General features: G+C 26.2%; 33 protein-coding genes. 17 read left to right on the forward strand and 16 right to left on the reverse strand.

The annotated features are described in order from the left end of the window. Nucleotides 1-81: 81 nt before the first annotated feature. A complete protein-coding gene (locus ACQH23_RS00900) occupies nt 82-735 on the reverse strand; it encodes a hypothetical protein (RefSeq protein ID WP_425378580.1) in 654 nt (217 codons plus the stop codon). A gap of 311 nt (nt 736-1,046) precedes the next feature. On the opposite strand from ACQH23_RS00900, the gene ACQH23_RS00905 reads away from it, so the two are divergent. The 6 genes from ACQH23_RS00905 (at nt 1,047) to ACQH23_RS00930 (ending at nt 5,957) form a co-directional block, all read left to right on the forward strand. Beyond that, nucleotides 1,047-1,508 carry a hypothetical protein gene (locus tag ACQH23_RS00905; RefSeq protein WP_425377645.1) on the forward strand — a complete coding sequence of 154 codons (462 nt, stop codon included), beginning with the start codon at nt 1,047-1,049 and terminating at the stop codon, nt 1,506-1,508. A gap of 16 nt (nt 1,509-1,524) precedes the next feature. Further along, a complete protein-coding gene (locus ACQH23_RS00910; protein WP_425377644.1) occupies nt 1,525-2,931 on the forward strand; it encodes a hypothetical protein in 1,407 nt (468 codons plus the stop codon). A 6-nt stretch (nt 2,932-2,937) separates the two neighbouring features. Beyond that, nucleotides 2,938-3,855 (forward strand): hypothetical protein, encoded by a 918-nt coding sequence (locus ACQH23_RS00915; RefSeq protein ID WP_425378230.1) that lies wholly within the window; start codon nt 2,938-2,940, stop codon nt 3,853-3,855. Then, nucleotides 3,845-4,867: a hypothetical protein gene (locus tag ACQH23_RS00920; protein WP_425378581.1), complete on the forward strand. Its 1,023-nt coding sequence runs from the start codon at nt 3,845-3,847 to the stop codon at nt 4,865-4,867. Before ACQH23_RS00915 ends, ACQH23_RS00920 begins: the two co-directional genes overlap by 11 nt. 15 nt (nt 4,868-4,882) lie before the next feature. After that, nucleotides 4,883-5,536 carry a hypothetical protein gene (locus ACQH23_RS00925; RefSeq protein WP_425377674.1) on the forward strand — a complete coding sequence of 218 codons (654 nt, stop codon included), beginning with the start codon at nt 4,883-4,885 and terminating at the stop codon, nt 5,534-5,536. A gap of 88 nt (nt 5,537-5,624) precedes the next feature. Continuing rightward, on the forward strand, nt 5,625-5,957 hold the full coding sequence (locus ACQH23_RS00930; RefSeq protein ID WP_425377673.1) for a hypothetical protein: 333 nt from the start codon (nt 5,625-5,627) through the stop codon (nt 5,955-5,957). 25 nt (nt 5,958-5,982) lie between these two features. On the opposite strand, the gene ACQH23_RS00935 is transcribed toward ACQH23_RS00930, so the two are convergent. The 11 genes from ACQH23_RS00935 to ACQH23_RS00985 form a co-directional block, all read right to left on the reverse strand. Next, the gene (locus tag ACQH23_RS00935) at nt 5,983-6,162 is read right to left on the reverse strand and encodes a hypothetical protein (protein WP_425377639.1); all 180 of its coding nucleotides are present in this window, start codon (nt 6,160-6,162) and stop codon (nt 5,983-5,985) included. 4 nt (nt 6,163-6,166) lie between these two features. Next, a complete protein-coding gene (locus ACQH23_RS00940) occupies nt 6,167-6,637 on the reverse strand; it encodes a hypothetical protein (protein WP_425377638.1) in 471 nt (156 codons plus the stop codon). Then, nucleotides 6,622-7,488 carry a recombinase RecT gene (locus ACQH23_RS00945; protein ID WP_425377637.1) on the reverse strand — a complete coding sequence of 289 codons (867 nt, stop codon included), beginning with the start codon at nt 7,486-7,488 and terminating at the stop codon, nt 6,622-6,624. Before ACQH23_RS00945 ends, ACQH23_RS00940 begins: the two co-directional genes overlap by 16 nt. Nucleotides 7,489-7,490: 2 nt before the next feature. After that, a complete protein-coding gene (locus tag ACQH23_RS00950; protein ID WP_425377636.1) occupies nt 7,491-8,267 on the reverse strand; it encodes a hypothetical protein in 777 nt (258 codons plus the stop codon). 2 nt (nt 8,268-8,269) lie between these two features. Continuing rightward, complete coding sequence (locus ACQH23_RS00955) at nt 8,270-8,416, reverse strand: hypothetical protein (RefSeq protein WP_425377635.1); 147 nt, start codon at nt 8,414-8,416, stop codon at nt 8,270-8,272. Further along, nucleotides 8,409-8,699: a hypothetical protein gene (locus ACQH23_RS00960; RefSeq protein ID WP_425377634.1), complete on the reverse strand. Its 291-nt coding sequence runs from the start codon at nt 8,697-8,699 to the stop codon at nt 8,409-8,411. Before ACQH23_RS00960 ends, ACQH23_RS00955 begins: the two co-directional genes overlap by 8 nt. 13 nt (nt 8,700-8,712) lie before the next feature. Further along, the gene (locus tag ACQH23_RS00965) at nt 8,713-8,880 is read right to left on the reverse strand and encodes a hypothetical protein (RefSeq protein ID WP_425377670.1); all 168 of its coding nucleotides are present in this window, start codon (nt 8,878-8,880) and stop codon (nt 8,713-8,715) included. Between the two features lie 9 nt (nt 8,881-8,889). Then, complete coding sequence (locus tag ACQH23_RS00970) at nt 8,890-9,207, reverse strand: hypothetical protein (RefSeq protein WP_425377632.1); 318 nt, start codon at nt 9,205-9,207, stop codon at nt 8,890-8,892. A 516-nt stretch (nt 9,208-9,723) separates the two neighbouring features. Then, a complete protein-coding gene (locus ACQH23_RS00975) occupies nt 9,724-9,963 on the reverse strand; it encodes a hypothetical protein (RefSeq protein WP_338955090.1) in 240 nt (79 codons plus the stop codon). 262 nt (nt 9,964-10,225) lie between these two features. Next, on the reverse strand, nt 10,226-10,399 hold the full coding sequence (locus tag ACQH23_RS00980) for a hypothetical protein (RefSeq protein WP_425378582.1): 174 nt from the start codon (nt 10,397-10,399) through the stop codon (nt 10,226-10,228). A 231-nt stretch (nt 10,400-10,630) separates the two neighbouring features. Next, nucleotides 10,631-10,909, reverse strand: coding sequence for a hypothetical protein (locus tag ACQH23_RS00985; RefSeq protein WP_425378583.1), 279 nt, complete (start codon nt 10,907-10,909; stop codon nt 10,631-10,633). Between the two features lie 647 nt (nt 10,910-11,556). Here ACQH23_RS00985 and ACQH23_RS00990 point away from each other — a divergent pair. From ACQH23_RS00990 to ACQH23_RS01025, 8 genes are all read left to right on the forward strand, one after another. Further along, nucleotides 11,557-11,706: a hypothetical protein gene (locus ACQH23_RS00990; protein WP_425378584.1), complete on the forward strand. Its 150-nt coding sequence runs from the start codon at nt 11,557-11,559 to the stop codon at nt 11,704-11,706. Further along, nucleotides 11,706-11,936: a hypothetical protein gene (locus tag ACQH23_RS00995; protein ID WP_425378585.1), complete on the forward strand. Its 231-nt coding sequence runs from the start codon at nt 11,706-11,708 to the stop codon at nt 11,934-11,936. The genes ACQH23_RS00990 and ACQH23_RS00995 overlap by 1 nt, the downstream gene beginning before the upstream one ends. Before the next feature lie 230 nt (nt 11,937-12,166). Further along, on the forward strand, nt 12,167-12,370 hold the full coding sequence (locus ACQH23_RS01000; protein ID WP_425378418.1) for a DUF2649 family protein: 204 nt from the start codon (nt 12,167-12,169) through the stop codon (nt 12,368-12,370). 186 nt (nt 12,371-12,556) lie between these two features. Next, nucleotides 12,557-12,805, forward strand: coding sequence for a hypothetical protein (locus ACQH23_RS01005; RefSeq protein WP_425378586.1), 249 nt, complete (start codon nt 12,557-12,559; stop codon nt 12,803-12,805). A gap of 318 nt (nt 12,806-13,123) precedes the next feature. Further along, nucleotides 13,124-13,945, forward strand: coding sequence for a hypothetical protein (locus ACQH23_RS01010; RefSeq protein ID WP_425378587.1), 822 nt, complete (start codon nt 13,124-13,126; stop codon nt 13,943-13,945). Nucleotide 13,946: 1 nt separating this feature from the next. After that, the gene (locus ACQH23_RS01015) at nt 13,947-14,327 is read left to right on the forward strand and encodes a hypothetical protein (RefSeq protein ID WP_425378588.1); all 381 of its coding nucleotides are present in this window, start codon (nt 13,947-13,949) and stop codon (nt 14,325-14,327) included. Beyond that, the gene (locus tag ACQH23_RS01020) at nt 14,327-14,563 is read left to right on the forward strand and encodes a hypothetical protein (protein ID WP_425378414.1); all 237 of its coding nucleotides are present in this window, start codon (nt 14,327-14,329) and stop codon (nt 14,561-14,563) included. Before ACQH23_RS01015 ends, ACQH23_RS01020 begins: the two co-directional genes overlap by 1 nt. Nucleotides 14,564-14,575: 12 nt before the next feature. After that, nucleotides 14,576-16,810 (forward strand): spiroplasma phage ORF1-like family protein, encoded by a 2,235-nt coding sequence (locus ACQH23_RS01025; protein WP_425378589.1) that lies wholly within the window; start codon nt 14,576-14,578, stop codon nt 16,808-16,810. A gap of 45 nt (nt 16,811-16,855) precedes the next feature. Here the strand turns inward: ACQH23_RS01025 and ACQH23_RS01030 are convergent, their stop codons facing one another. The 4 genes from ACQH23_RS01030 to ACQH23_RS01045 all read right to left on the reverse strand — a co-directional run bounded on the left by ACQH23_RS01030 (nt 16,856) and on the right by ACQH23_RS01045 (nt 22,395). Beyond that, entirely contained in the window at nt 16,856-17,347 is a 492-nt protein-coding gene (locus ACQH23_RS01030; protein WP_425378590.1) for a hypothetical protein, read from the reverse strand. Nucleotides 17,348-17,378: 31 nt separating this feature from the next. Beyond that, nucleotides 17,379-19,793: an ETX/MTX2 family pore-forming toxin gene (locus tag ACQH23_RS01035; protein WP_425378591.1), complete on the reverse strand. Its 2,415-nt coding sequence runs from the start codon at nt 19,791-19,793 to the stop codon at nt 17,379-17,381. A 1,481-nt stretch (nt 19,794-21,274) separates the two neighbouring features. Beyond that, nucleotides 21,275-21,799: a hypothetical protein gene (locus ACQH23_RS01040; protein WP_425378592.1), complete on the reverse strand. Its 525-nt coding sequence runs from the start codon at nt 21,797-21,799 to the stop codon at nt 21,275-21,277. Between the two features lie 233 nt (nt 21,800-22,032). Continuing rightward, the gene (locus tag ACQH23_RS01045; protein ID WP_425378593.1) at nt 22,033-22,395 is read right to left on the reverse strand and encodes a hypothetical protein; all 363 of its coding nucleotides are present in this window, start codon (nt 22,393-22,395) and stop codon (nt 22,033-22,035) included. Between the two features lie 201 nt (nt 22,396-22,596). Between ACQH23_RS01045 and ACQH23_RS01050 the strand changes: the two genes are divergently transcribed. The 3 genes from ACQH23_RS01050 (at nt 22,597) to ACQH23_RS01060 (ending at nt 26,515) form a co-directional block, all read left to right on the forward strand. Then, nucleotides 22,597-24,741 (forward strand): ATP-dependent Clp protease ATP-binding subunit, encoded by a 2,145-nt coding sequence (locus ACQH23_RS01050; protein ID WP_425378594.1) that lies wholly within the window; start codon nt 22,597-22,599, stop codon nt 24,739-24,741. A gap of 93 nt (nt 24,742-24,834) precedes the next feature. After that, complete coding sequence (hrcA, locus tag ACQH23_RS01055; RefSeq protein ID WP_425379276.1) at nt 24,835-25,890, forward strand: heat-inducible transcriptional repressor HrcA; 1,056 nt, start codon at nt 24,835-24,837, stop codon at nt 25,888-25,890. Further along, nucleotides 25,883-26,515 carry a nucleotide exchange factor GrpE gene (locus tag ACQH23_RS01060; protein WP_425378595.1) on the forward strand — a complete coding sequence of 211 codons (633 nt, stop codon included), beginning with the start codon at nt 25,883-25,885 and terminating at the stop codon, nt 26,513-26,515. Before hrcA ends, ACQH23_RS01060 begins: the two co-directional genes overlap by 8 nt. Nucleotides 26,516-26,526 lie beyond the last annotated feature (11 nt).

The raw sequence follows: 26,526 nt of genomic DNA on the forward strand, positions 1-26,526 counted from the left end.
GTATTTTTATAAAGTTTGTTAATTTAATTAAAAAAGGAAATAACTTTTATATTATTTCCATAAATATAATAATTTTATTTATTATATTCTATTTATTATTTCATAAGCAACACCACCAGAAATCGATCCAACAATTGCTCCAATTACTGAACCAACAGCAGAACAAACGGGTGCCCCGGGGCCACATAAAAGACCAATAGTTACCCCCGTTAAAGCACCTGTTCCAGCACCAATAACTTTAGGTCCGTGCATTTTAAAAGCAGCTCTTAAATCATCAGTTAAGTTTGCTCCTTCTTTTTCTGCTTGTATTAAATCGTTTTTGAATTTTAGAAGTTGTTCTTTTTCTCACTCTCTCTTAACTTGTTGATTATAATTATGTTGTTGTTGTTCAATTCTTTGTTTTTCATAATAACTATTTCATTCTTGAATTCTTTGTTGTGCTCTAAAATTTGCTTCTCTAATACCTTTTTGTCATAAACAATTTCTCTCACTTTGAGTAATATTGTCATATTCTCAAGTGCCGTTTTTATTATAACGTACGGTGCGATTAAAATCTATCGGATTATAAAAACACTCTGCCGGACTATATTGTTGTTGTCAATATTGAGGTTGAGTGTCTCTTTTAACTCGATTTAATTTACTATTTTCTTTTTGATATGGACTAGCGGCAATTGTTGTTGGTACAGCAGTTCCAACAATAGTTAATACACTTAATAAACTAAGTAATTTTTTCATACTTGTTTTTCTCCGTTTCTTAATCTTGAAACTTTTTATCAAGATCTATTCCCAGTATATATATATATATATATATATACAAGCAAAATTAGTAATTATTTTAAAAACTTTTATCTTGTTAAAAAGCTATTAATACACGTTTTAAGGGGTAAATTAGCAATCAAAGATATTAAGTTTATTTATTTTTACATAAAGTGTTGTATTAGTAAAATAATAGTATATAATGAAGGCATAGGTTTAATCTTTTTCCGTAAAAAAGAGTTACGCTGACTTGTTAATCGGACAAGGATAAAAAAAGAGGAGTTTATAAAATGGCACTTATAAAAGAACAATTAATCGAACAAGGTTTAAGTGAAGAAATTGCAGAAAATATCTTAAATCAGTTTAATAATGAAGCAAAGCAAATTAGAGAAAGTGTGCAAAAACGCGAAGATGTTATATCAAAAGAAGACTTTATTAAATTATCTAATGAATTAGATGAATTAAAAGCCTTTAAAGATGTTCCATCTACTAAAATTGAAGATATTAAAACTAATTTAGAAAAAGTTAGTGGTAGTTCTTTATTTGAAAAAATGCAAACTTTAAAAGAATTAAAACCTGATTTGTTTGTCGAAGAACAACCATCAGTTTCACCAACTAATTTAATTAAAGATATGATTGAAAATTCGGTTGAAAATAAAAATGATGAAATTGAAACTATTAAAGAAAAAGGAGCATATACTCCAGAAGAAATTAAGAAATTAACTGATTATACACTTAAAAACCTTAGATAATAAGGGAGTGAATATTATGGCAACAATTAATTTGCCGCAAGTACATTTTACATTACAAGGTAATACAACAGGTCAAAAAGCCTATGTTGATATGGTTAACGCTATGCTAAGAGGACCATTAATGAATGAGCATGCAAGTATTATGCAATATGCAACTGCAACTGCTGAACAAGTTGCTTGATTACCTAATGCAGGACAAGCATTATATAATTTAACTCATCGTGTGGTATGACAAGATGATTATTCATTACCAAATGGTGGGGCAACTCAAACAATGGGATTAACAAGAATTCCGGTGCCTATTAATAAAAGATTTAATTTAAAATTAATGAATGAAGCATTTGACTTAGCAATGATAGAACAAAATATTAAAAATGGTGTTATTGCTGATGCTATTGCTAGTGTTGTACAGAATAAATTTGTTAATTTAGAATGTGAATTAATTCAGGCTATTTATGATTATTGTTTAGCAGATGGTCAATATGAAGTAATTCCATTTCGTGGTTATACAGCAGATAATGCTGATGATGCAAATAAAGCATTCTTTACATTAAATGAAACTTTGATTGAATTAACAAATCAAATTAGTAATTTATATTTTGGTTTACCAACCGATAAAATGTTTATGGTTTTAGGACGAAGATCCTATTTAGGATTAACACCTGCTTATTTAAAAGTAATTGGTTCACAAGCTCAATTAAAAGCAATGGTTAACGGTGAATTATATGAAAATACCGCAATGGGTATTCCGGTATCAAAAAGTTTTCATTTAGAAAAAACATATACAAAAGGACAAGTTAACCGAGATAAAGGTTATAATTTTACTAATATAAATGGTTTACTTATTAATAAACAAGTATGAGCATATCCAATTAATATGGATACTATTCAACAAGTTTTAGATAATGATACTGCTAACCCTAAATGAATTGGTAAAGTACAATATGCAACACCAACAATTTTATATCCAAAAACATGTAAGATTATTTTAGAAAAAGAACCAACACAAGAAGAAATAAATACTGCTAAAAGTAATTTAAATAAAACATTTAGAGTGCCGGTTGATTATGAAATTTCTACACCAATAAATACAACAAAATCTAATGTAATTTTAACACCAGATGTTGCTAAAATAGATATTAGTAAAATAAATAAATTAGATAAACCAATCATTAATTTACCAGATCCCAAAGATGTTAGTGATGGATGATTAAAACCACAATTTAAAGACGTTGTTTTAAAAGCAGTTAAAACTGTAGATAGTTCTTTAACTGAAAATGATTTTGATTATTCTATTAATCCTAAAGGTGAAGACTGACCAATTGATATTACAAATGATAAAATTGTTGAAGTTTTAATTGAAGGTAAAAACAAAGCAACTGGTAAAACAAAGTCAATTGAAGTAGTAATTAAAAATTCTTAATAAACAATGAATTTATTAATATTACGAATTTTAACTTTATTAACAGAAAATTTAGGAAATAAACCTTTAATAAATAAGTTTGTTAATTTAATTAATAAGGTTAATAAGTTTGCTTCATATTATGCTAATCCTTTTCAAAAGATTACAAATAAAATTGAAGATATTTATCAATGATTAAATCCATTTACTTATTTAAATTTAATTAAAAAAGGTCATAAAAAAGAAATTCAACAAATATTAAGTAAATTAGAAAAAGATAACAATATTAAAAATAGAGAACAATTTAAAAAAGAAAATTATCTAAACACTAATTGACAACCTTTAAATAGTAGTTGGCTTAATAGTGGTATGTTTAATATAACAAATAAGTTAACTTTAACAGGTAATTTAACTATTTTAATATATACAAAAACAGCAAAACACCCGAAGTTTTATGGTCCATATGTTTATCCTAGTGTTCCAGTTGAAATTTGAAAATTATTAAGTAATGCTGTGTCTAATGCAGGAACTTTATTTTGGCGTTATTGATTAAGAAAATGATTACCTAGTCATTTAAGAGATTATATTAAAAAACGATTACCAAAAGAATTAAAAGAAAAATACCCAAAAGGAAATATTAAATTAACATTACCACATATTCAAAAATTACAACAAATTAAAACGTTTATTAATAATTTAAAGATTGGACACTTTAATTTCAATTTTGCTGGTGAAATTAATAATAAAAAATGGTATCGAGAGCGAAAAAGCGATGTTAAAAATATTAAGAATTTATATAAAACACCAGTTAAAAGTATGTTTTATAAAACTAATCAAACTATTAAAAAAATTAAAAAAGTACAAAGAAAAGTTAATAGTTATAAACTATCTAATTTAAGAAATAAATATCGTAATCAATTAAGGGGTGTATTATATGGAAAGTAATTTAAATAATTTGTTATTTATAACAGTTGAAGATGTTAAAGAAAGTAAACTTTGACAACCTATTAATGACCGTAAGCAATCTGCTTATAATGATAATTTAATTTATAATGCTATTTTAAAAACTAGTTTATGAATGGATAGATTATCAGGTGGGACAATTTCAGATAAGATTAATAAAAAAGATTTATTTCCCTGAGTTAAAAAAGATAATACTGGTTTAATTGAATATGATAAATGATTAAGTTATATTCAATCTGCTTGTTTATTAGCAGTTATGAATTGATATTTGCCAAAAGGAGTTAATGATTTAACTGGTAGTGCTTCATTTTCACAAGGTGGAGTTGCTTATTCACAAACTAATGACCCTGAAGCAAATGAAAATATTACTCGTGATGTTAAAAATGCTTTAAAATTAGCTGGTGAAATAATTGATATTATATCTAGTAAAACAGTTACGAGACCATATAATTATCATTTAGGGAATTATGCTCATCCTTGAGAAGAAGAATATAAATATATTACGAAAAAAACATTTTATGACAGTTTATTATTTTATTTAAAAGAACGCGTTCAAACTGATAACACTATTAATATTACTCATCCAACAATTATCGATTATAGTAAAATTGATTATAATGAATATATTAAACTTGTTGTTCCGTTTGATAATGATACGATTTATTATGATAATGGGGTTTGAAAAACAAATATTTCAGATTGAGAAATTGTTGATACCAGTGATTTAGATAATACAAGGTTTGATTATGAAATACAAAATTGAAACAAAGAAAATTATAAATACAATATTTGAATTAAAACAAGTAATCAAAATCATTATTATTTATCAACATACAAAAATTTTGAGGGAAAAATAACTGTTGGTTCATTTGAATTAGGAAACGTTTTTTCTCATCGTGTAGAATTAGAAGGTGATGGAATTATTGCTATACGTACTGGTGGGACAGATGGAACACTTTCTGATTTACACATTGAAAGAAAAAAAGTAAGTTAGAAAGGGGTTTAATTAATGAAGCAAGATAAAACAACTTGATTAAAGGGTGCATTACCTTGAAATTGATTTAAAAAAGATCCTATTCCAACTTATAATTGAACTCATAAAGATATTAGAGAATGAGAAAGAAAATATAAAATTAGGAGTTGAGTAGTTAGTTTTTATACTTTAATATTTTTAGCATTAAATTGTTGATTGGAATATGGAATGATTGATGCAATTAAAGGAAAAATTGATTGATATAATTATGGTCAATATTGAGGCAATGGGATTGCCATTTTATTAACACCTTTATTTACCCATGGAATTCAAGGTATATTTGTTGCTAGTAGTAAACCCAAAGTAGATATGAAAATTGATATTCCACGATTAAAAGTTTCTAAAATGGGATTATTATTTACAACTTTACCTTTGATTACTTTAATTATTTCTTTAATTATTATTGGAATTGATAAATCAAAATGAAAAAAAGACCATTTAAGACATTGTTTAGATTGTCGGATTAATCCGCGCGTTATTCAACCAAGAATAGCAAAACAATGAAATAATTTAGATGGTATAACAGAAGAAATATTTAAAAATATACAAAACGAAAATATTAAAAAACAAAAACAAGAAGAAAATAACAAAAAATTAAATATAAATAATAATTATGAAACTAATAATTAAATTTTATTAAAATAGACTATATATAGGGGTGGTAGATATTTTTGGGTGGTTATATAGCTTAATTTATAAATTATTTTGTTCTGAAAAAATGGATGGCCACTGTTTAAGTAAGGATAAGAAAGGAAGCAAAAAAATGAATGAAACATTAATGATTGCTTTACTTGTGTTAGCTGGCGCTGGTGGAATGGGTAGTATTGGCATTCTTGGATTATCTGCTAAAAAAATTAAAAAATATAAAGCAGAACTTAGAGAATTAAGAACTGCTGTTATTGCCCACGAAAAACATTTACGAGGACCTGATTATGCAACAGAATTAGCCCTTAAAACAGGTCAAATTAAAAATGTTAAAAAACAAGTTAAAGTAAACGACAAAAAACAAGCACAAAAAGATGCTATTAGACAACTAACAAATAGTATTTAAAAAAATAACCAATTAAGGTTATTTTTTATTTTTCTTTGTTGTGACTTATATAAAAATTAATAAGATATTCTATTCGTTGTGAATAAGTATCAAAGTTAGATAATTTATTTCAAATTTTTTCTTCATTTTTATTTAAGTAAATATTAACATTTCGAATTTTACAAGAATAATATTTTCCTGTTTTTTGATTATATGATTCTTTCATAATATTAAACCTCATAATTAGCAATAATAATGGCATCTCGTAAATGATTACTTATCTTATCATTATTATATTTTCAACCTTTACCATATTGATAAATTAAATTACTATCTTTATCAAATTCTCATATACAACTATCATTATATTTACTTAAATTTTCCATATTTTTAACAATTGATTTAGTATGTTTTGGTGATACTCAATTAATATTGTGCACTTTTTTTGTATTGTATTTAACTGTTCCAATTACTTTTAATAAATCATCCCTATCTTTACTTGCATTAGCAGATGTATATAAACAATCTTCAATATTAATAATTGCATCTGGTCTTAATACATCTAAAATAATATCGGGTTGTGTAATTCAATCATAATGTGTATATTCGGATTTATCAATTAATTTATTATCTTTAAAAGTAACGATAGCAGTAGTACCAGTCCCTGATGGGTCAATACCTATTTTTATCAAGTTGCTCATTCTTCATCATTATTATTAACTGTTGGTACTACATTAGAGATATCTTCTTCTTTAACTACATTATTGTTTGTATCCGCTATTTCTATATAAGATGAGGTATTTATATTGTTTGATAAGGGTTCATCGCTCATATGCCCCTTATTTTTGGCGACAGTAATATCATTAAAAGGTATATAATCAAAATTACCATCTTCTTTAATTTCTTTTTCATCTAAATCAATGTCAGTAATATCTACACCTAATTCTTGGGCTAATTTACGATATAATTTTGCTTCAACCATTTCTTTTGGTCATTTATTTCAAGGCGAATATTCACTATTTCCACTTGGACTACTATTTTTTAAACGGTCAATATCGGCTTTTCTTAATAAAATTCCTTTTGTTTCACCAGTTAAACGATTAATTCCAAAAGCATAAGCACCAATAATATTTTCATATTGACTGGTATTTGTCATAAAATCTATTTCATGTAATTTTGGTTTTTGTAAATCGGTATCTCATACAAATTTTTCACTTTTATAAATAATTCCTCGTTTTAACATTCAATTTTCTTGTTCCATTCTTTTTTGAAACACACTACTATCAATAATAGTTGTTAATTTATTTTTAAATGGAATAATATTAAAATCTTTTCCGAATATTAAACCTTTATTACTTAAATTAATAATTCCTAAGGCTGTAATTTTTCCATTATCAGCATTACCCACTAAATTCATATAACTTTGATTATTTTTTAATTTTAGTTCTTGTAAAGAAATTAAATTTTCTTGTAAATATTTAGCATTAACATTTAATTCATATGCTTTAACTGCTGTTGCTACTAATTCTTTTATTCCCATTTGATTATTCATAATTATTTCTCTCCTTTATTTATTTTGAATTTAATTCCATTAACACCAATAGTATTAATGTTTTTATTACTATCTCATTGTTTTTTAATTTCGTTTTTAACAATTTGTTCATCAACAATTAAATAATTTTTAATTAAATTAATAAGTTCTAATTTATCAGCATTTTGTAAAAAATCATCATTAACACCCAAAATATCAATATCTTTAATTAATATTTTTTCTTTCCGAAATTTACTAGTAGTTTTTTCTAAATCTTGTTCTATTTTTGCTACATCTTCCATAACACGAACTTGTTCATCTTCAATTTGGTCCATGTCTAACCCCATATCAGGCGTTAAGTTATTAGCATATTCAACCCTATTTTCTTGTTCTTGTTTTTTAGTTTGAATAAACTGTTGTTGTTTTAAGTATTGAACTTGTATTAGGCTATTTTTAATTTCAATTTTATTATTTTGAAGTACTTTTTCTAAATTAATAATATTAACTCTAATTCGATTTAATTCATCTTTAAAATCTTTTATTAATTCTAATGGTTCTCTAAAAACAAAATCAATTTTACTAATAGCACTGGGTATATCTTTTAAATGTATATCTTGATAACCATTTAATGCATAATGATTAAGATGACGATAGATAAACTCTGCTAATTCTTTACCGTGATTATCAATTCAATTTTTAATCGGTAATGCTTTTAAACTTAATTCTTTAAAATCATTACCTTTTAAATAAAATGGATAGGTAATATTTTTAATTTGATTATTTAACTTTAAATCTGCCATAATTAAATTTCCTCCAAATTCATATCCATAATTAAATTATCAATATATTCGTAAGCAGTCTCTTCTGAACAACATTCTTCTAATGCGATATTAAATAAATCTTCTTCGCTATAAACATAACCACTTTCATCTTTTCACATATTATTCATAATTTATCACTTCGTAGTCTGCTTCTTCATCTTCTAAATAATCATCTATTAAACCTTTAACCTCATCAATTTCATATCATTTTAAATTTAAATCAAAATCTTTTGGCAATGAAATATTACCTACATGTCGCTCTTCATTACCAAATTTAAGATATAAATTTAATTCTCAACTCATATCATAGTCACTATCAATTTGTGCATAAATAATATCTTTATTACTAATTTTTAATGCGTTATTATTAATTCATTTTTCATTTAAGTAATCACTAATACAATATGACATTTTCTTATTCCTCCTAATTATTTTTATTGTTTAATGCTAAATGTTCATCCGTAATATCTTCTTGCGATACTGAATAACTTTTAAGCATTAATTCATTCAATTTATTTTCTTTATTGCATTCTTTATGAAAACAATAACCTCAATATCTTTTTTTAAGACAAATTTTATTTAACTTTTTCATATAAAAATCCTAAATTATTTGATTGATTTTTTTCTCAATTTGTAATATTTTTCAACCATCTGATGCTAAATCTAAAATATCGTTAATTTTGTAATGTTGCATATAAGAAGCAATAACATCTCATTTATCTTCAAATAAATTTAAGTACATTTTTGCTCATTCTAAACACTGTAAATCATAATGATTTTTATGATGAGAAATACGACAATTAACAGGTTGACAATTCACTCAATCAAATAATGTTGTTATTTCATTTCAAGTTTTATTAATATACAAACTTTTATATTCCATTATATTTCCTCCTATTTTTAATTTGCTGGCACTCACTCCCAAGTGAAAGTTCCAAAGCGAGAATTAGTTATATAAGTATTTATCTATTTATTTACTACGCCATCCGCTTCACTAGGGGTGAGCGGTGGCGATAATATATTTAATATTTGTTTATTATTAGATAATAGACAGTTGTTTTTATGAGGTAAAGCCAGAGAATTCTCTCTCTTCATCCGCACCATTTCAGGTCAAAACGTTCAGTTTTTAAAATAAATTCACTTGCACCTTGAAGAGCCTGGTGCTGGCGTTGTGGTTTGTAGAACCGCTGCCATCCTCGATGGGACAATATATATCGCAAATTTATTTATAAAGTGGCCATCTCTATTTTTATTGTCGTTCGATGTTGACCTTGCACTTATCACGACTATCGCTTAGTTTAAATATAACCAGCGCCGATTTACATATTTCCTCATACACTATTTCAGTACTTGCCTCGGCTGGCTGTGGAAATGAGCTTAAACTCATGTTCTTATGGAAGCACTTAGTTATTTAAAATAACCGTCCCACACTGCATTAAGTTGTTTTATAAAATCAAAGTTTAAAATAACCAGTTTCTCAATCAAAGATAATTTTTGAATTTTCTATTTTTTGATAAAATCGCTTTTGTTTCTTATCTTTTGTACGATTTAATAAATCTTTGTGTTTATCACAAGTTCATAAAACTTTATTTGATAAAAATTCTTCGGTAATGAATGATATTGATTTATAGCAATTATCAACATCACAGATTGTTTGTTGCGTATTAATTTCCATTACTTACTCCTTTCTTTGATATTAAGTTTTTTTATTTATTAGCCAAATTAATTAACTAAAACAGAGAAAGGACAACACCTTAAATTAGGAGAAAAAAAAGGTACACTTTGTAATGATTTATAAGATATTTAATAAATGTGTAAACAACTTTAAGTTAACGAAAAAGTTGCGATAAAAAGTTTCTATTTTAAGAATTTAAGATGCTGCCCTTTCTCTGAATTAATTAATAATTATGGGTTTACAAATAAAAAAACAACCCTTTTTATTTAACAAGAGTTGTTTTTTGGAGGTTCATCGTACACGATGCCTTTAATAAAACTTTGTGTTTATCACAAGTTCATAAAACTTTATTTGATAAAAATTCTTCGGTAATGAATGATATTGATTTATAGCAATTATCAACATCACATATTGTTTGTTGCGTATTAATTTCCATTACTTACTCCTTTCTTTGATATTAAGTTTTTTTATTTATTAGCCAAATTAATTAACTAAAACAGAGAAAGGACAACACCTTAAAATTGGAGAAAAAAAGGTACACTTTGTAAAGATTTCTAAGATATTTAATAAATGTGTAATACAACTTTTTTCGTTAACTTAAAGTTGTGATAAAAAGTTTCTATTTTAAGAATTTAAGATGCTGCCCTTTCTCTGAATTAATTAATAATTATGGGTTTACAAACGCTGAATTATACTTGCACTTACAAGTATAATTCAGCGTTTTATATAAATTTATAATCTTTTCACAAATTTGTGGATTTGTTTTATTGTGAGCTATCCTTCCACGAGAATGGTGAGCAAATGATTGACTATTTTGTGGATCATAAAGTTTTATAAGTTGTTCAATGCGACGAATTGATAAGTGTAAAATATTTGCAGCTCTTTGCTTTGATATTTTATTGTTAATAATTTTTTCAATTGTTTTGTATTTATGTTGTTCTTTCATTGTTAGTTTTCTTTCCATTGTTATCACCATTTTTAATTTTAAATGGTTGCGAAATTTTTGTTAGATAACTATTACGAAATTATCATAAGATAAGGACATAAATTAAAATATAGTTGTATATGTTTTATTTATTGTTATAATGTAAGTAGGTATGTAACTCATACTATAAAAAACATCAATTTTAGTGATTCATAATTGATGTTTTTTTATTTTATGTTATAATATTGTTATTAACAATTAAATTTATAGTTAATTGTTAATATTTAAAATTGTTATAAATACAATTCATGAATCACTAAATATTAATATTAGTTATAAGTTTAATTTTTTATTTAATTATTTATATTAAATAAATTTGTTTGGATAAATAATATTGATTAAAAAATTATATTAATTGATTGATATGTTTAAGTTGTATTTATGCAATTTATTTGCATTATTTTTCATTATGGAGGAATGTTATTGATGAATAGTAAAGATTTTTATATTTTGAAAACTTTATATCAGAAATATGGATTTGAAAAAGTACAAGGAATTTTAGAACATATTAATAATATTGCTGAAATTAAAAAGGAAAAATAATTAAGCATGATATTTTAGGTGTATAAAATTTACACCCTTAGAAAGAAGGAATATCAATGTCGTGAGTGGCATGAATATTTTTTGTGACTATTACAATTGCTAGTTTAGTTTCGATTGGTTTGTCAATCTATCGGCGCGTAATTGAAATTAAAAAGATTAAGAAAGAAAAGTTGTGCTTAGAACAACAAAACAACGTAAAGGAGGTTAACAAATAATGAACTTATTAACAGAGGTAGTTACTACTAAATCAGTCGGTGATGGTGTGCTGACGATGTTTAAAGGCATTGGTAAAGCGATGATCCAAATTAAAGACGGCTTATATAATATAATGCCTGAAATGATGTCGTTTATGGGCGAAGTTTGGGTTATTTTAATTCCCATTGGTTTCGCAATTTTAACTTGAATTTTCAGCTTTATTATGCGAATTTTTAGATTTAATCGTTAATAACTTGCCAGGGGATTTTTTATATCCCTCTAGCGTTATATTAGACATTAATAAGGAAGGTTAATTAATTAAATGAGTTTATATCAATATTGAGTTCAATTTGTTGCTTATATCGTCGGAAAAGACGCCCCGGAGTTTTTATATACAATCTCTTTTGTGTTGTTTATCATTTTATTCTTTGGGTTGTTTTTAAAAGTTATTTGTTTAATTTTTAAAATGGTGAGTAGTCGATGATAAATCAACATTGAGAACAATTACAGAAGTTATTTGTCAATATTTTCTTATTTATTAATCAAACCCAAATTGAAAAGTTTCTGGCAAGATCTTTAACGCAAACCAATTATTTTGTTTGCATGATTGGTGTTTGAATTGTAATTTTGTTTTTAACATGATTTGTCTTATGAATGACTTTTAAATTCTTACGAATGTTTTAAAGAACATAAAAAATGGAAGATAAAAAATTTTGATTTCTTATTTGCGTTAATTTAATTGTTTTTATTTAATGGTTATGTTATTAACATTATTTCGATGCGTTATAAACGATGATTTAGTAGTTAAATTAAATCTTTTTATAGTTTTGTCTCCCCATAAATTTAAAAAAATATTTTTTTAAGAGTGGAATGATTAATAATTTAGTTATGAAACCAAGTATTATTATTGTTCATAGTATGTTTCCGATTATTATTGTAGGAATATTGTTACCTATTCATATTAAACAATCTAATACTAAAAATGCTTTTCTAAATGGATTTATTATAAAACCAATTAGTTCTATGATTGGTCATCCGTATTTTAAAAAAATTTTAAGAATTCTTTTATCATATTTTATGATTAATTCCTTTTTATTTTATATTTTTTATGCAATTTAACTATAACATTTTTAGGAATTAAATTTATGGGGAGACAAAACTATAAAAGGATAATTTAATAATTTATTTTGTAAAGGAATTATGGATATGAAAAAGCAAAAACAAATTAAAATATTAAAATTATTATTTATGATAAAAAATTTTTGTTATATCAATTTGTCTTTGTTGTTTTGAAATTTAATTTATAGTAGTGTTTTTCTATTATCATTAAGATTTACGCAGGGATTTGCTTTTTATTGTTTATTTGCCTTGCAAGGTGCTTATTTTATTTTTTGATTATACAAACATATTGTTTATCAATGTAACACTTTTAAGTTAGTGCGGCTGGTGTGAGATTGTCCGTTGTCAATTATTGTTGGTAAGTTAGGAACGGGAAAAACATTGTTGTTAACTTATTTATCACAAGTTATGAAATTGTTAGCGGAAAATATTTATAGTAATTATCCGATTGCCGATGAGACGGTTAAAGTTTTAACTTTTAATAATTTAGATTTTAAGGATCGCAAAAAATTAGTGCCACCAGACGATAGTTTAATTTTATTTGATGAAAGTTTTTTATATTTGGATGGGACAAGTCCCGATAAAGAAAAAGCAAAACATGCCGGTAAAAATCCGTGAATTGTTTTAGCGCGACAATTTAAAAATAGAGGAATATTTACCGCTCAACGTGAAGGAATGTTATGAAATAATATTCGTAATTTAGCCAATGGGATTTTTATTCCGTTAGCGTTAAAAAAACCGCTGCGAAATAATAAAAAGTTTTTGGCAATTTTTAATCAGTGTTTTATTTTAAAGTTGGCCTTTTTTCAAGATGTTGTTGATTATCAAGCGTGAAAAGAAAAATCAGTGGAACGCTTGGCGGATGGTAAACGAACGCGTTATAAATCAAGTGATAGTTTAGGGGTGCGGTTTTTTAAAATTATTATTCCGTTAGAATACGCCAATAAATATGATAGCTATTGATTAAGTTTTGTCCGTGATTTAAAAAATGATGAAGTTGTTAATAAAAAAGAGTATTTTTGAACGGACATTGCTAAATTAACTAATAAGCAACGCTTAGCTTTATTTGATATTGATATTTTAAAAGAAAATTTACAACCAAACAAAGAAAAAGCAAAATATCAGAAAGGAAAAAAATAAGATGATTAATTTTTTAGTTGAACAAATAAGTGGTGATCCGTGAAGTAATGTTTTTTCATTTGTGATTGGTTGTTTTATGGATATTTTTGATTTGATTATGGCGATAAAATTGCCTTTAACTAATGTTTCGCTTTTTTATATTTTGGTTTTTACGATGATTGTTGAATTATCAATTTATGCTGTTAATGGCACAGCAACTAATTATAACGACTTAGGTTCAACAGTTAAAAGTGGTGTATCAAAAGTATATTCATCAACTGTTAGAAAAGGGATGGGTGCAGGTAAAAAGGCTTATCAAAATAGTAATAAACAACAGGCAAAAAAAGAAGTTAAAAGACAAAATGTTAGAGCGCAAGGAAAGATTAAGAGCGGAATTAGATAATGATTAAATTGATTTTATTAGTTGTCGCTGTGGCGATATTTGGAACAGGATTTATTACGGTTCTTATTAATCAGTTATCTGGTGCCACAAATATTATTATGGATTTATATAGTTCGAATGATTGATTGTTAAAAGCAATTGGTAAGTTGGCCGTTCTGTTTTCGCATCAAGTTATGCAAACGGTTTCGGGAATTTATCTTGTTGGCTTTATTATTTCAAAAACATTATATAGTTAGGAGGTTAATAAAGTGAGAAAGTCATTAAGCGGCTTATGAGCGATTATAATAATTTTCATTACAATAATTATCCCTTTTTATGGTTTAACGGCGTTAAAGCCGTTAAAAGCGAGTGAGACACCTATTCAAAATGTTAATCGACAAAAGCGAAGTAGTAATTTTGAAGTCAGGGAACAAGATTTTATTAATACAATGTTTTTACGCAGCAGTTTTTTTGAAAATTGAAGTGATACCAATTATTTTGTTAACCCAACTTTAAAAACCTCAAAGTCCTTAACTTATAATGAAAACTGATATCTAGACTTTTTAAAAGACAGTTATGCCTCTGGAATTGTGTTTGATAAACCAAGTGAGCAATTTTTAGAAGTATATCAGAATTGAGATAATTATGTTAAGCAATATAAGTTAGATCGATTTTATAGTGTTGATAAAAAATTTTTCTTAAAAGATTTAACAAATTTTATGTATACATATTTTGAAAAGTATGATGGTACTGGCAAAGCAAGAAAAATGCAACAAAGTATTAAAAATTTAGAGCAAGTAAAATTTAATGAAGATAAATGAAAATTAATTGATTATCCAACATCTAAAAATATTATTCATAATTTATTTAAAAATCCAGACAATAAATGATATATAGTAAATTTATTTACTGTACAAGAAGGAAATATTATAAGAAAATTTAAATTTACAAATGAAATTAAATTAATTAAAAAAAGTGATTATGATGAATTTACTTGAGAATATAAATTTAAAGATTATGAAGGTTTACCAAATGAATTATTTGGATATTATAGATATATTTATCAATGAAACGGAATTAATGAACCTTTATTACCTAAAATTGATAATTCTGGTAAAATTACAGATTGAGAATCTGGTGATGAATGAAGTTTTTTATTTAATATTTTTGATGAAGTAATAAAAGAAAATATTAGGGTAGAACAAGGTGGTAGTGCTAATTATGAAAAGTTAGATGTTGACGGAACGCAACGAATAATTTTTGATTTTGAAATTATTGATGAATTAGATGAAAAGAAAAAAGTAGTCTATCGGATGATTTTAACAATAAATAAGGAGCAAATTATTCGAGCAGGTAATTTAACCTTAATACATTATGTAAATGATCAATATGATACTGATAAATTAAATTTTAGTTTTGATTTTACACAAAGCAGATTAATTGATAAAAATGGTAAAGCATTATGAAATTTTAGAATTGAAAATTATCTTTATCAACAGCAAAATAAAATTATAATGGAAGAATTAAACGGGTTAATTGATATTAATGCTTTTTTAAAACAATTTTTTTCAAATGCATTGATGCCAATGTTTACTAATCGTGGAGCATTTATGGAAGCAAGTTATTTAGATTTTTTAACATATGATACGGTAGTTGTTAATTTTTTAGGATTGAAAGCCGATAATTTTTTATCAGTTGTTAACTTAGAAAATTTAAATAGCGAGCAAGAAAAAATAAATTATAAATTAAAATGAAAAAATATTTTGAATAGTAGTTTTAAAATTATGAATGACTTTTATAAAAATTATTTACGGGTAATGTTTGATTTAGAAGGTGAAACTTATATTCAAGGATATAGTAAAAAATTTGGTTTGTTAGTAATTAATGGTTTTAAAATTTTTCCAAAGTATTTTTATTTTTCTGATAAGTATAAAAATTTAGATGTCAAAATTTATTCATCCCACGCCAATAAATTTTATCAAACAAAGTATGGGCGAGTTTTTAACTTTGATTATTCTGTTTTTAATAATTTTAAAGTTGATAGTACGTCTGATTATTTGTTTTATGATAGAACAGTTACTTATCCATTACGAGTTAAAGATTTATCAATTCAAAAAGTAGGATACGGTGTTTTTGAATTACAAGCCCAAAAAGAAAATGAGTTTTACCATTATTATGATTTTAATTTTGGGATTTATAACTGAAAAGATTTAACAAGTCTTGTTGACAAACCAATAGGACAATGATGAAATGAACAAATTGAAAATTGTAAGTGATACGATATGGTTTGTCATATCAAAAATGGCTCAATCTGAATTGTCAATAATATCCCGGGAATTAAACAGGCAAATGAATTAGCAAGCGGGGTGGGTAAATTATTTCAAACGACATATAATTTTTTTGCACAAACATTCGAAATATGAAAATTTAATTTAGATTTTTATATTGTCATTACTAATACATTTTTATTAATTATCTTTATGAAATTTATTAGAATGTTTTAAAAATAAAAATAGAATTTTTGAATATGTAAAGAAAAGTTTATATATTTATTTTTTAGTTTCTATTTTTTCATTTCAGTTTGTAATTTTACCAGAATTATCAATTTTAGGTAATAAAGGTTCATTAATTCCGTTTCATTGATAAATATATCTATAATATCCAAATAATTCATTTGGTAAACCTTCATAATCTTTAAATTTATATTCTCAAGTAAATTCATCATAATCACTTTTTTTAATTAATTTAATTTCATTTGTAAATTTAAATTTTCTTATAATATTTCCTTCTTGTACAGTAAATAAATTTACTATATATCATTTATTGTCTGGATTTTTAAATAAATTATGAATAATATTTTTAGATGTTGGATAATCAATTAATTTTCAATTACTATTTTCTGGTGGTTGTTGTATGATAAATTTAGGTTCTGTTGATTTGTTATTTTCATTGTTTGTATTTGATGTTTTACAACCAATAATATTGGTTGATATTATAGTAGATAAAGATATTGTTGATAATATTGATAATATTTTTTTCATTTTGTATAGTTTTCTTTCTGATAAACTATTATTAATCTAATTTTTGTTCTTTACCCAATTTTATATCTTCTCGTTGATAATTTTCAATTAAAAATCTGATTTTTCCTTCAAAATAAATATCTTTTTCATCAAACTCACTAATACTAATTTGGGATGGTAAAAGTTTATATTTAATTAATTTTTGCATTAATTCTCCAATTGAAAAATCAATAGTTTGTTCTTCATTGTTGTTATTATTAATTTTAACGATTATGTCGCCACTGATATCTTGTTTTAAATCTAAAACAATTTCACCCGTAATTTTTTTAATAATAAAATTAACAATAACTTTTTTATTTGGATTAACTTTAATTTTTTGAGAAGGTCATGTAAATTTTATTGTTTGTGTTCCAGTGTTTGATTCAGTTTTTTCTAAACTAATATTTTTTGAAGCAGAATTAAAACTTGAACTACTATTATTATTTGTTATAATGTTGGTTTTGCTTTCTTCTCTTTGATTACTGTCAACATTCCCGGTAGATTTAGAATTTGTATGCCCAGAAGAACTGCTTTGCGAAGTTTCAGAATTTTTGTTATACCCACCTGAATATGTTGTAGAAACACCGCCACTAGCAAAACCAACATTAAATGAAGCATCGGCATTAACGCTAAGTTCAGCATGTCATCCACTTGATTCTGATGATTGTTTAACATCAATGTTTTCAAAAGCATCAACAACTTCTAAAGACTTCGTATTGGTTTTCGAAACACTAGAACTAGAAGAAGCCATTTGTTCTCTTCCGGTTGTTTGTCCTTGTTCTAAACTTTTAGATTTTATTAAACCATTTGATAACTGAATTCTTTTTTCTATGTCATAAGATATAGTACATTCCCTTGTTTCTACTGTTTGAATTAACGAAGTATTATTGCTTAAAATTGAATCCCCAATACAATAATTAGATATAGGAGTAGAAACAATAATTTTTGGTTTAAGTGTTTCTTTTAATTCAATATTTGAATATTGTAAATAACTAAGATCAATATCTTTAATTTTTGAAAATTCTAAATTAGGGTTATCATCTCTAAATTTAAAAAAGATTGCTTTTTTAATTAAATCATATAAAATAATATTTTTACTATCTTCATTATCTATTTTAAAATAAATTTTCTTTTCTCCAAAATATTTATCACTTGTATTTTTTGCTTTTATAGTAACAAATGTTCTTTTTTTATTAATTACTTCTAATTGTGAAATATCTAACTCGGGATATAAATAATTTAGTTCATTCAAAAGCGATTTATCATTATTATTATTGATTTTATTTAATTGTCTTTTTTGAATAAAATTTTCTAAATTATATAAAACTGAATATTCATAAACTTTATGATCTCATGAACCAAAATATAGTTTATTGTTAAAAACAACACCAGAAGAATCAACACCGCCATTTGTTCTAATAACAACTTTTTGTTGGTTTGTTACAGGGTCATATTCATACACATTATGATTTCATGAACCAAAATATAGTTTATTGTTAAAAACAACACCAGAAGAATCAACAAAGCCATTTGTTCTAATAACAATTTTTTGTTGGTTTGTTACAGGGTCATATTCATATACATTATTATCGTGTGAACCAAAATATAGTTTATTGTTAAAAACAACACCAGAAGAAGCAACATAGCCATTTGTTCTAATAACAATTTTTTGTTGTTTTGTTATCGGGTCGTATTCATAGACATTTTTATCATATGAACCAAAATATAATTTATTGTTAAAAACAACACCAGAAGAACCAACAATGTTATTTGTTGTGATAACAATTTTTTGTTGGTTTGTTATCGGATCATATTCATAGACATTATTATCTCATGAACCAAAATATAGTTTATTGTTAAAAACAACACCAGAAGAATCAACATCGCCATTTGTTGTTATAACAATTTTTTGTTGTTTTGTTATCGGGTCGTATTCATAGACATTATTGTCATATGAACCAAAATATAGTTTATTGTTAAAAACAACACCAGAAGAATCAACATAGCCATTTGTTCTAATAACAATTTTTTGTTGGTTTGTTACAGGGTCATATTCATATACATTATTATCTCATGAACCAAAATATAGTTTATTGTTAAAAACAACACCAGAAGAAGCAACATAGCCATTTGTTCTAATAACAATTTTTTGTTGTTTTGTTATCGGGTCGTATTCATAGACATTATTGTCATATGAACCAAAATATAGTTTATTGTTAAAAACAACACCAGAAGAAGCAACATAGCCATTTGTTCTAATAACAACTTTTTGTTGGTCTAATGTTTGAATGTTTTCTCTTTTAGTTCGTTTTAAATTTTTATGTTGATTATTTTTTTCTCTTTGATTATTTGGTGTTATTGCAATTACTGTTGGTAGTGCGCCCATACTTATTGTTAATATACTTAATAAGGTAAGTAATTTCTTCATTTCGTTATTTCCTTTTTTAGATATTTTTATTTTAATCAAGTGAATTATATATCTTTTAATATCTTTTATCAATAGAGCTATTCCCTACATAATTAATTTATTATAAGTAGTGTTTTGTTATTTAGGTTAATTAATTATGTTTTTTATCAGAAAAGAAAGAAGAGAAGGGGTGTGTGCGCTCTCAAATAATTTTAGCAAGGTAAAGTTGAGATAGAAAAACAAATAATATAACTTGATGGTGGTCCTTACTGGCCAAATAAAAGTGTTAAGGCGAGAAATAAGTAATTCAATAAGGTAAAGTATTTGTTTTTGTCTTGTTGATATTAGGTTATTTACTTCGTATTTTGACAGAAAACGCCGTATAGCTATTCCTCTTATTCCGCACTATTTCAAGTCAAAACGTTCAGTTTTTAAAATAAATTCACTTGCACCTTGAAGAGCCTGGTGCTGGCGTTGTGGTTTGTAGAACCGCTGCCATCCTCGATGGGACAATGTCTATCGCAAATTTATTTATAAAGTGGCCATCTCTATTTTTATTGTCGTTCGATGTTGACCTTGCACTTATCACGACTATCGCTTAGTTTAAATATAACCAGCGCCGATTTACATGTTTCCTCACGCCCTAATAATGCGCATTGCCTCGGCCGGCTTTTTTATAGTGTTTATTCACTTAGATATGAAGTTGTTTATGTTTTTTAATAAATAAAAAACGGATGATTGTTATTAGTACAGTTAATCCGCGTAAATATTATTTTTAGTCTTTTTAAACTTAAATTTATAACTAATATTAATATTTAGTGATTCATGAATTGTATTTATAACAATTTTAAATATTAAGAACTACTTATAAATTTAAGTTTTCTTAATTAAATATATTATAGTATAAAAAAATGAAATAGTAAATAGTTATAAAAGAAAAAATAAATATTTTTAAAATAAAGATAAAATAGAAAAACAAAAAGGGAAATAAAAAATTGCACGGAGACTTTATGTCGTGCCTTTTTTTATTTATCCGAATAAGGTAAAGTAAAATAATTTTGTTTTGCGAAGCAAAAAACGAGCGAAGCGAGTTTTTTTGGTTTATATTAGACTTCTTGCGATACTAACAAAAATAAAAAAATTACAAATTAAAAAAAATTAAATTAAACTTTAAAATAATTATTTTTAAAAATTTTAATTGCTTTTTAAGCATAAATAACAAGGTATCGCTATAAGTCTATTGTATATTTTTTTAAGTGTTATAATATTCATAGGAGATTTATCCTCCTTTCTTTTTTAAGGCATTAATTTACTCCCCAGTAAAATTAATGCCTTTTATTTTTTATCGAAAATAATTGTCAATATCTAGCAAAAATTTCGAAAAATTATTTAATTGATAATGTTTGTAATGTATATTGATTATTTCAAGGATGATTTGGTTTTGGTTTATGTGCTTTAGATTTGGGAACTTTGTTTTCAATATTTTTAATAGGAACCGGAATTTATTCTAATAAATTATATATTTGATTGTTATATTTTAAATATAATGTTTCATCAAATGCTTTAATTACTGTAATTTTTGTTTTTGAATTAAAGACTTTTAACTTTTTATTATTATAAGCCATATATTTTTTATTGTTATAACTAATTGATGAACCATTGTCTGTTTGTTGCGTTGAAGTGATTGATAAAAATAAATTAATTTTGTCATTATTAGGAGCGTCAACAAAGACAGAATTGTTATAATCAATAGGAATGGCAAATTGTTTATTGAATTTGGTTATAAATTCTTTTAAGAATGTATTTGCTTCTTCAATAGTGGTTACTCCTGCGAGAATTAATTCATTTTTCAAGCGATCTTGTAGAGTGCCTCATAAACGTTCGATTCGTCCCTTTGCTTGGGGTATGATTTCGACACCTAATTCATAACAGCATCGGCTGAATTGAGTAAAGGTGTCTTTTTCTTCGGTTTTATCACTACTTTTTTGGTATGTAAAGATTGTTCGTTTATCGGTATAAAATGTCATGGGAATTCCATAATTTCGTAAAATTTGATGTAAAACATTATAATAACCTTGTAATGTTTCTTGATAAGAAAAATATAATCCAACAACCGTATTTGTTGTATCATCAATTGCGCCATGTAAAAATCATTTTGGACCATTTGGTCCTAATCAATGATGTTCACTGGCATCAGCTTGTAATAGTTCGCCGAAACATTTTCGACGTTCTCTTAAAGGGTGTGTTTTATCTTTTTTCTTTATTTTTTTTGCTTTCGAGTTGTTTTAATTTGATTTAAGGACATTAATTTGTATAAAACTGAATATGAAATGTTTATTCCTTCATTTTCGATTAATTTTTCTTTGAAATGAGTAAAATTAAAGTCAATATATTTAGTTTTATACAAATTTATAATCTTTTCACAAATTTGTGGATTTGTTTTATTGTGAGCTATCCTTCCACGAGAATGGTGAGCAAATGATTGACTATTTTGTGGATCATAAAGTTTTATAAGTTGTTCAATGCGACGAATTGATAAGTGTAAAATATTTGCAGCTCTTTGCTTTGATATTTTATTGTTAATAATTTTTTCAATTGTTTTGTATTTATGTTGTTCTTTCATTGTTAGTTTTCTTTCCATTGTTATCACCATCTTTAATTTTAAATGGTTGCGAAATTTTTGCTAGATAACTATTACGAAATTATCACAAGATAAGGACATTAAATGATTACTTTGATTGACTTTGCTAAGCAGTATGATAATATATAATTATGAAATTAGCAGATAAGCACATAGAGTGCTAAAAATAAGGAGGCAGGTATCATGGATTTAACACAACAATATGAACCAGACAAAGATTTTAAGGTGCTTGAAAAATTTGCCAAAAATCTTAATAAAGAAGCTATTGGCGGAAAATTAGACCCAATTATTGGCCGTGAAGATGAAATTAATCGGGTAATTCGAATTTTATCGCGCAGAACTAAAAACAATCCGGTTTTAATTGGTGAACCAGGGGTTGGGAAAACAGCCATTGTAGAAGGATTAGCACAAAGAATTGTTAAAGGTGATATTCCTAGTAATTTACAAAACAAAACAATTTATGAATTAGATATGGGGGCTTTAATTGCCGGCGCTAAATTTCAGGGTGAATTTGAAGAACGCCTAAAAGCAGTACTTAACAAAGTTAAAGATTCAAATGGAGATATCATTTTATTTATTGATGAATTACATTTAATTGTTGGGGCTGGAAAAACCCAAGGTAGTATGGATACTAGCAACTTATTAAAACCAATGTTAGCTCGTGGTGATTTACATTGTATTGGAGCAACAACATTAGATGAATATCGTTTATATATTGAAAAAGATGCTGCCTTAGAACGCCGTTTTCAAAAAGTAGTCGTTAGTGAAAACACAATTGATGAAAGTATTTCAATTTTACGTGGTTTAAAAGAACGTTTTGAAACCTTTCATGGGGTTAAAATTCATGACAGTGCTTTAGTTGCATCTGTTAATTTATCGTCACGTTATATTACTGATCGATTTTTACCAGATAAAGCAATTGATTTAATTGATGAAGCTTCTGCAACAATTAAAACAGAAATTGCCTCTGTGCCAACGGAGTTAGATAATTTAAATCGGCGAATTGTTCAATTAGAAATTGAAAAAGCAGCTTTACAGAAGGAAACGGATAAGGGATCAAATGAACGGTTAGTTGATATTGAGAATGAGTTAAAACCATTGAAAACAAAACAACAAAAATTAGATATTCAATGAAATTCAGAAAAAGAAAGTATTAAAAAATTAAAAGACTTAAAGTCTCAAGTTGAACAGTTAAAAAAAGAATTAGAACAAGCACAATTAAGTGGCGACTTTAATTGTGCTGGTGAAATTCAATATGCCTTGTTACCAAAATTAGAACAACAATTACATGAACAAGAAAAACAAGCATCTGGTTCGCAACTATTATTAAAAGAAGATGTTACTGAACGTGAAATTGCGGCGATTGTTGGAAAATGAACAGGAATTCCCGTTGACCGCTTAGTGGAAACTGAAAAAGCAAAGTTATTAAATCTAGATAATATTTTACGGCGTTGTGTTCGGGGCCAAAATGAGGCAATTCAAGCTGTTGCGGATGCTATTATTCGTAGCCGCAGTGGAATTAAAGATCCGAATAAACCAATTGGTAGTTTCTTATTTTTAGGACCAACAGGGGTTGGGAAAACCGAAGTTGCCCGTAGTTTAGCAGATATTCTTTTTAACTCAGAAAAACAAATGGTTCGCTTAGATATGTCAGAATATATGGAGCGCCATTCAGTAAGTAAATTAATTGGGGCCCCGCCAGGTTATGTTGGCCATGAACAAGGTGGACAATTAACTGAGGCTGTTCGTCGTAATCCTTATTCAATAGTTTTATTTGATGAAATTGAAAAAGTCCATCCCGATATTCTAAATATTTTATTGCAAATCTTAGAAGATGGTCGTTTAACAGACTCATTAGGGAAAACAGTTGATTTTAAAAATACAATTATTATTATGACTTCTAATATTGGATCAGAGTATTTATTAAATGAAAATAATGAAGGCATTAGGTTATTAATTCAAAAAGAATTAGCTAAAAAATTCAAACCAGAATTTTTAAACCGAATTGATAATGTTATCACCTTTAATGCTTTATCAAAAGATGTTATTAAAGAAATTATTGAAAAAGAATTATCTGAGTTAACACAACGGATTGAGGATACGAAAAATATTCGCATTAGTTATTCTGAAAAAGTGTTAGAGAAAATTTTAAATGAAGGCTATAACCGCGAATTTGGGGCACGACCAATTAAACGATATATTCAACGAAACCTTGAATCTTTAATTGCTCATGCTATTATTGCTGAAAAAGTGCAAGAGGGAAAATCTTATACAATTGACGTTGTTAAGAATGAAATGGTTATTAAAAATAGCACAAAATTAAATTAGCACTTGCATTCTATAAATGATAAATTTATAATATTAATTGTTAGCACTATTTAGTGTTAATTGCCAAATATTTATTAGAATTGAAGAAGGGTGATGCTGATAACGTTAAGTCAACGACAAGAAAGTATTTTAAAAATAATTGTAGAAGAGTACACAAAAACAGCACAACCCGTAGGAAGTAAAGCTATTATTGCTTCATCCTTAATAGATTCTTCTTCTGCAACAATTCGTAATGAATGTGCAATTTTAGAAAAAGAAGGTTTTTTAGAAAAAGAACACGCTTCATCGGGAAGAATTCCATCAACAAAAGGTTATCGTTATTATGTCGATAATTTGATGGTTGAAAAAAATATTGATGATATTAAAAACCCCATTGAAGCTTTATTTGTTAATCGTAATATGTCAATTAGTGATATTATTGATCAAACTGGCCAAATTTTAAGCGAGATGACAAATTTAACAACAGTTGTTGTTGGGCCAAATTTTCAAGAGGAATTATTAAAGAAAATTGAGTTATTACCAATTTCTGCAACACAAGCAGTTGTTGTCTTTGTGTTAGCAAATGGTCATGTTGAAAATAAAATGTTTATAATTAATGAAAATAGTTCAATGGGTGATTTACAAATTTCAGTTGAATTATTTAATAATCGATTGGAAAATACTAAAATAACTGATATTCCAACGAAATTCGAGGTAATTAGGCCAATTTTAGAAAAACAAGTAAAATGTTATGAATATATTTTAAAACAATTTGTTAATGCTTTAACAATGCTTGTTAAACCGAGTTATTCAACTCATGGGATTCAATATATGCTGCGAAATCCAGAATATAATAATCCCGAACGAATTAAACAAGTTATTCGTTTTATTGAAACAATTTCTCCGTTTGATTATTTTAAAAAACAACAAAATAATCCAAATGAATATCTTGTTTCAATTCAAATTGGGAATGAGACAGGCTTTAACAATGATGATATGGCTTTATTGACAACAACTTATAAGGTTGATGATGTGCAAGAAGGAGGAATTGCTTTGCTAGGACCAAAGCGGTTAGAATACGATAAGCTTTATGAAGTTTTAGAATGATTAGCATATCGGATTAAAGAAGCATATCAAAAAGAGGAGAGAGAGGATGAGATTAATGAGTAATGAAAAAAGTAGTGAAAAAAAAGACAAATCTTCACCAAACCAATTAAAAGAAAAAATTCAACAGTTACGGAAAGAATTAGCAAACAATCAAACGGCTAATTCATCATCGGAAAAAACAGAAACAGTGTCACCGACAGTTGAAGCAAATAATTTAGCAATTATTGAGGATTTAGAACAAGAAATTGATTCATTGTTAAAAGACAATTTACGATTGCGGGAAGAGAAATTATTAGCTTTAGCTGATGGTGAAAATTTAAAGAAAAGAATTCATCACGAAGTTGCAGATATTAAACGTTATCGGGCAGCTGGGATGGCAGAGAAATTATTGCCAACATTAGATAACTTTGAACGTGCTTTACAAGTTACCAATCTAACACCAGAAGTGAAAAACTTTTTAACGGGGTTTGAAATGATTTATCGTATGTTTAAAACGGTTTTTGAAGAAGAAGGAATTACCGCAATGGAAACAAAAGTAGGCGAACACTTTAGTTATAGTTTCCATGCGGCAATCGAAACGATCGAAACATCTGATGTTTCATCAGGATGTATTGTTAAAATTTTACAAAAAGGGTATATGATTCATGAACGTGTTTTACGTCATGCATCAGTTCAAGTTGCAAAATAACTAAATTAGAG

Origin of the sequence: Spiroplasma endosymbiont of Polydrusus pterygomalis (assembly GCF_964030635.1) — a bacterium.
Taxonomy (GTDB): Bacteria; Bacillota_I; Bacilli_A; order Mycoplasmatales; family Mycoplasmataceae; genus Spiroplasma.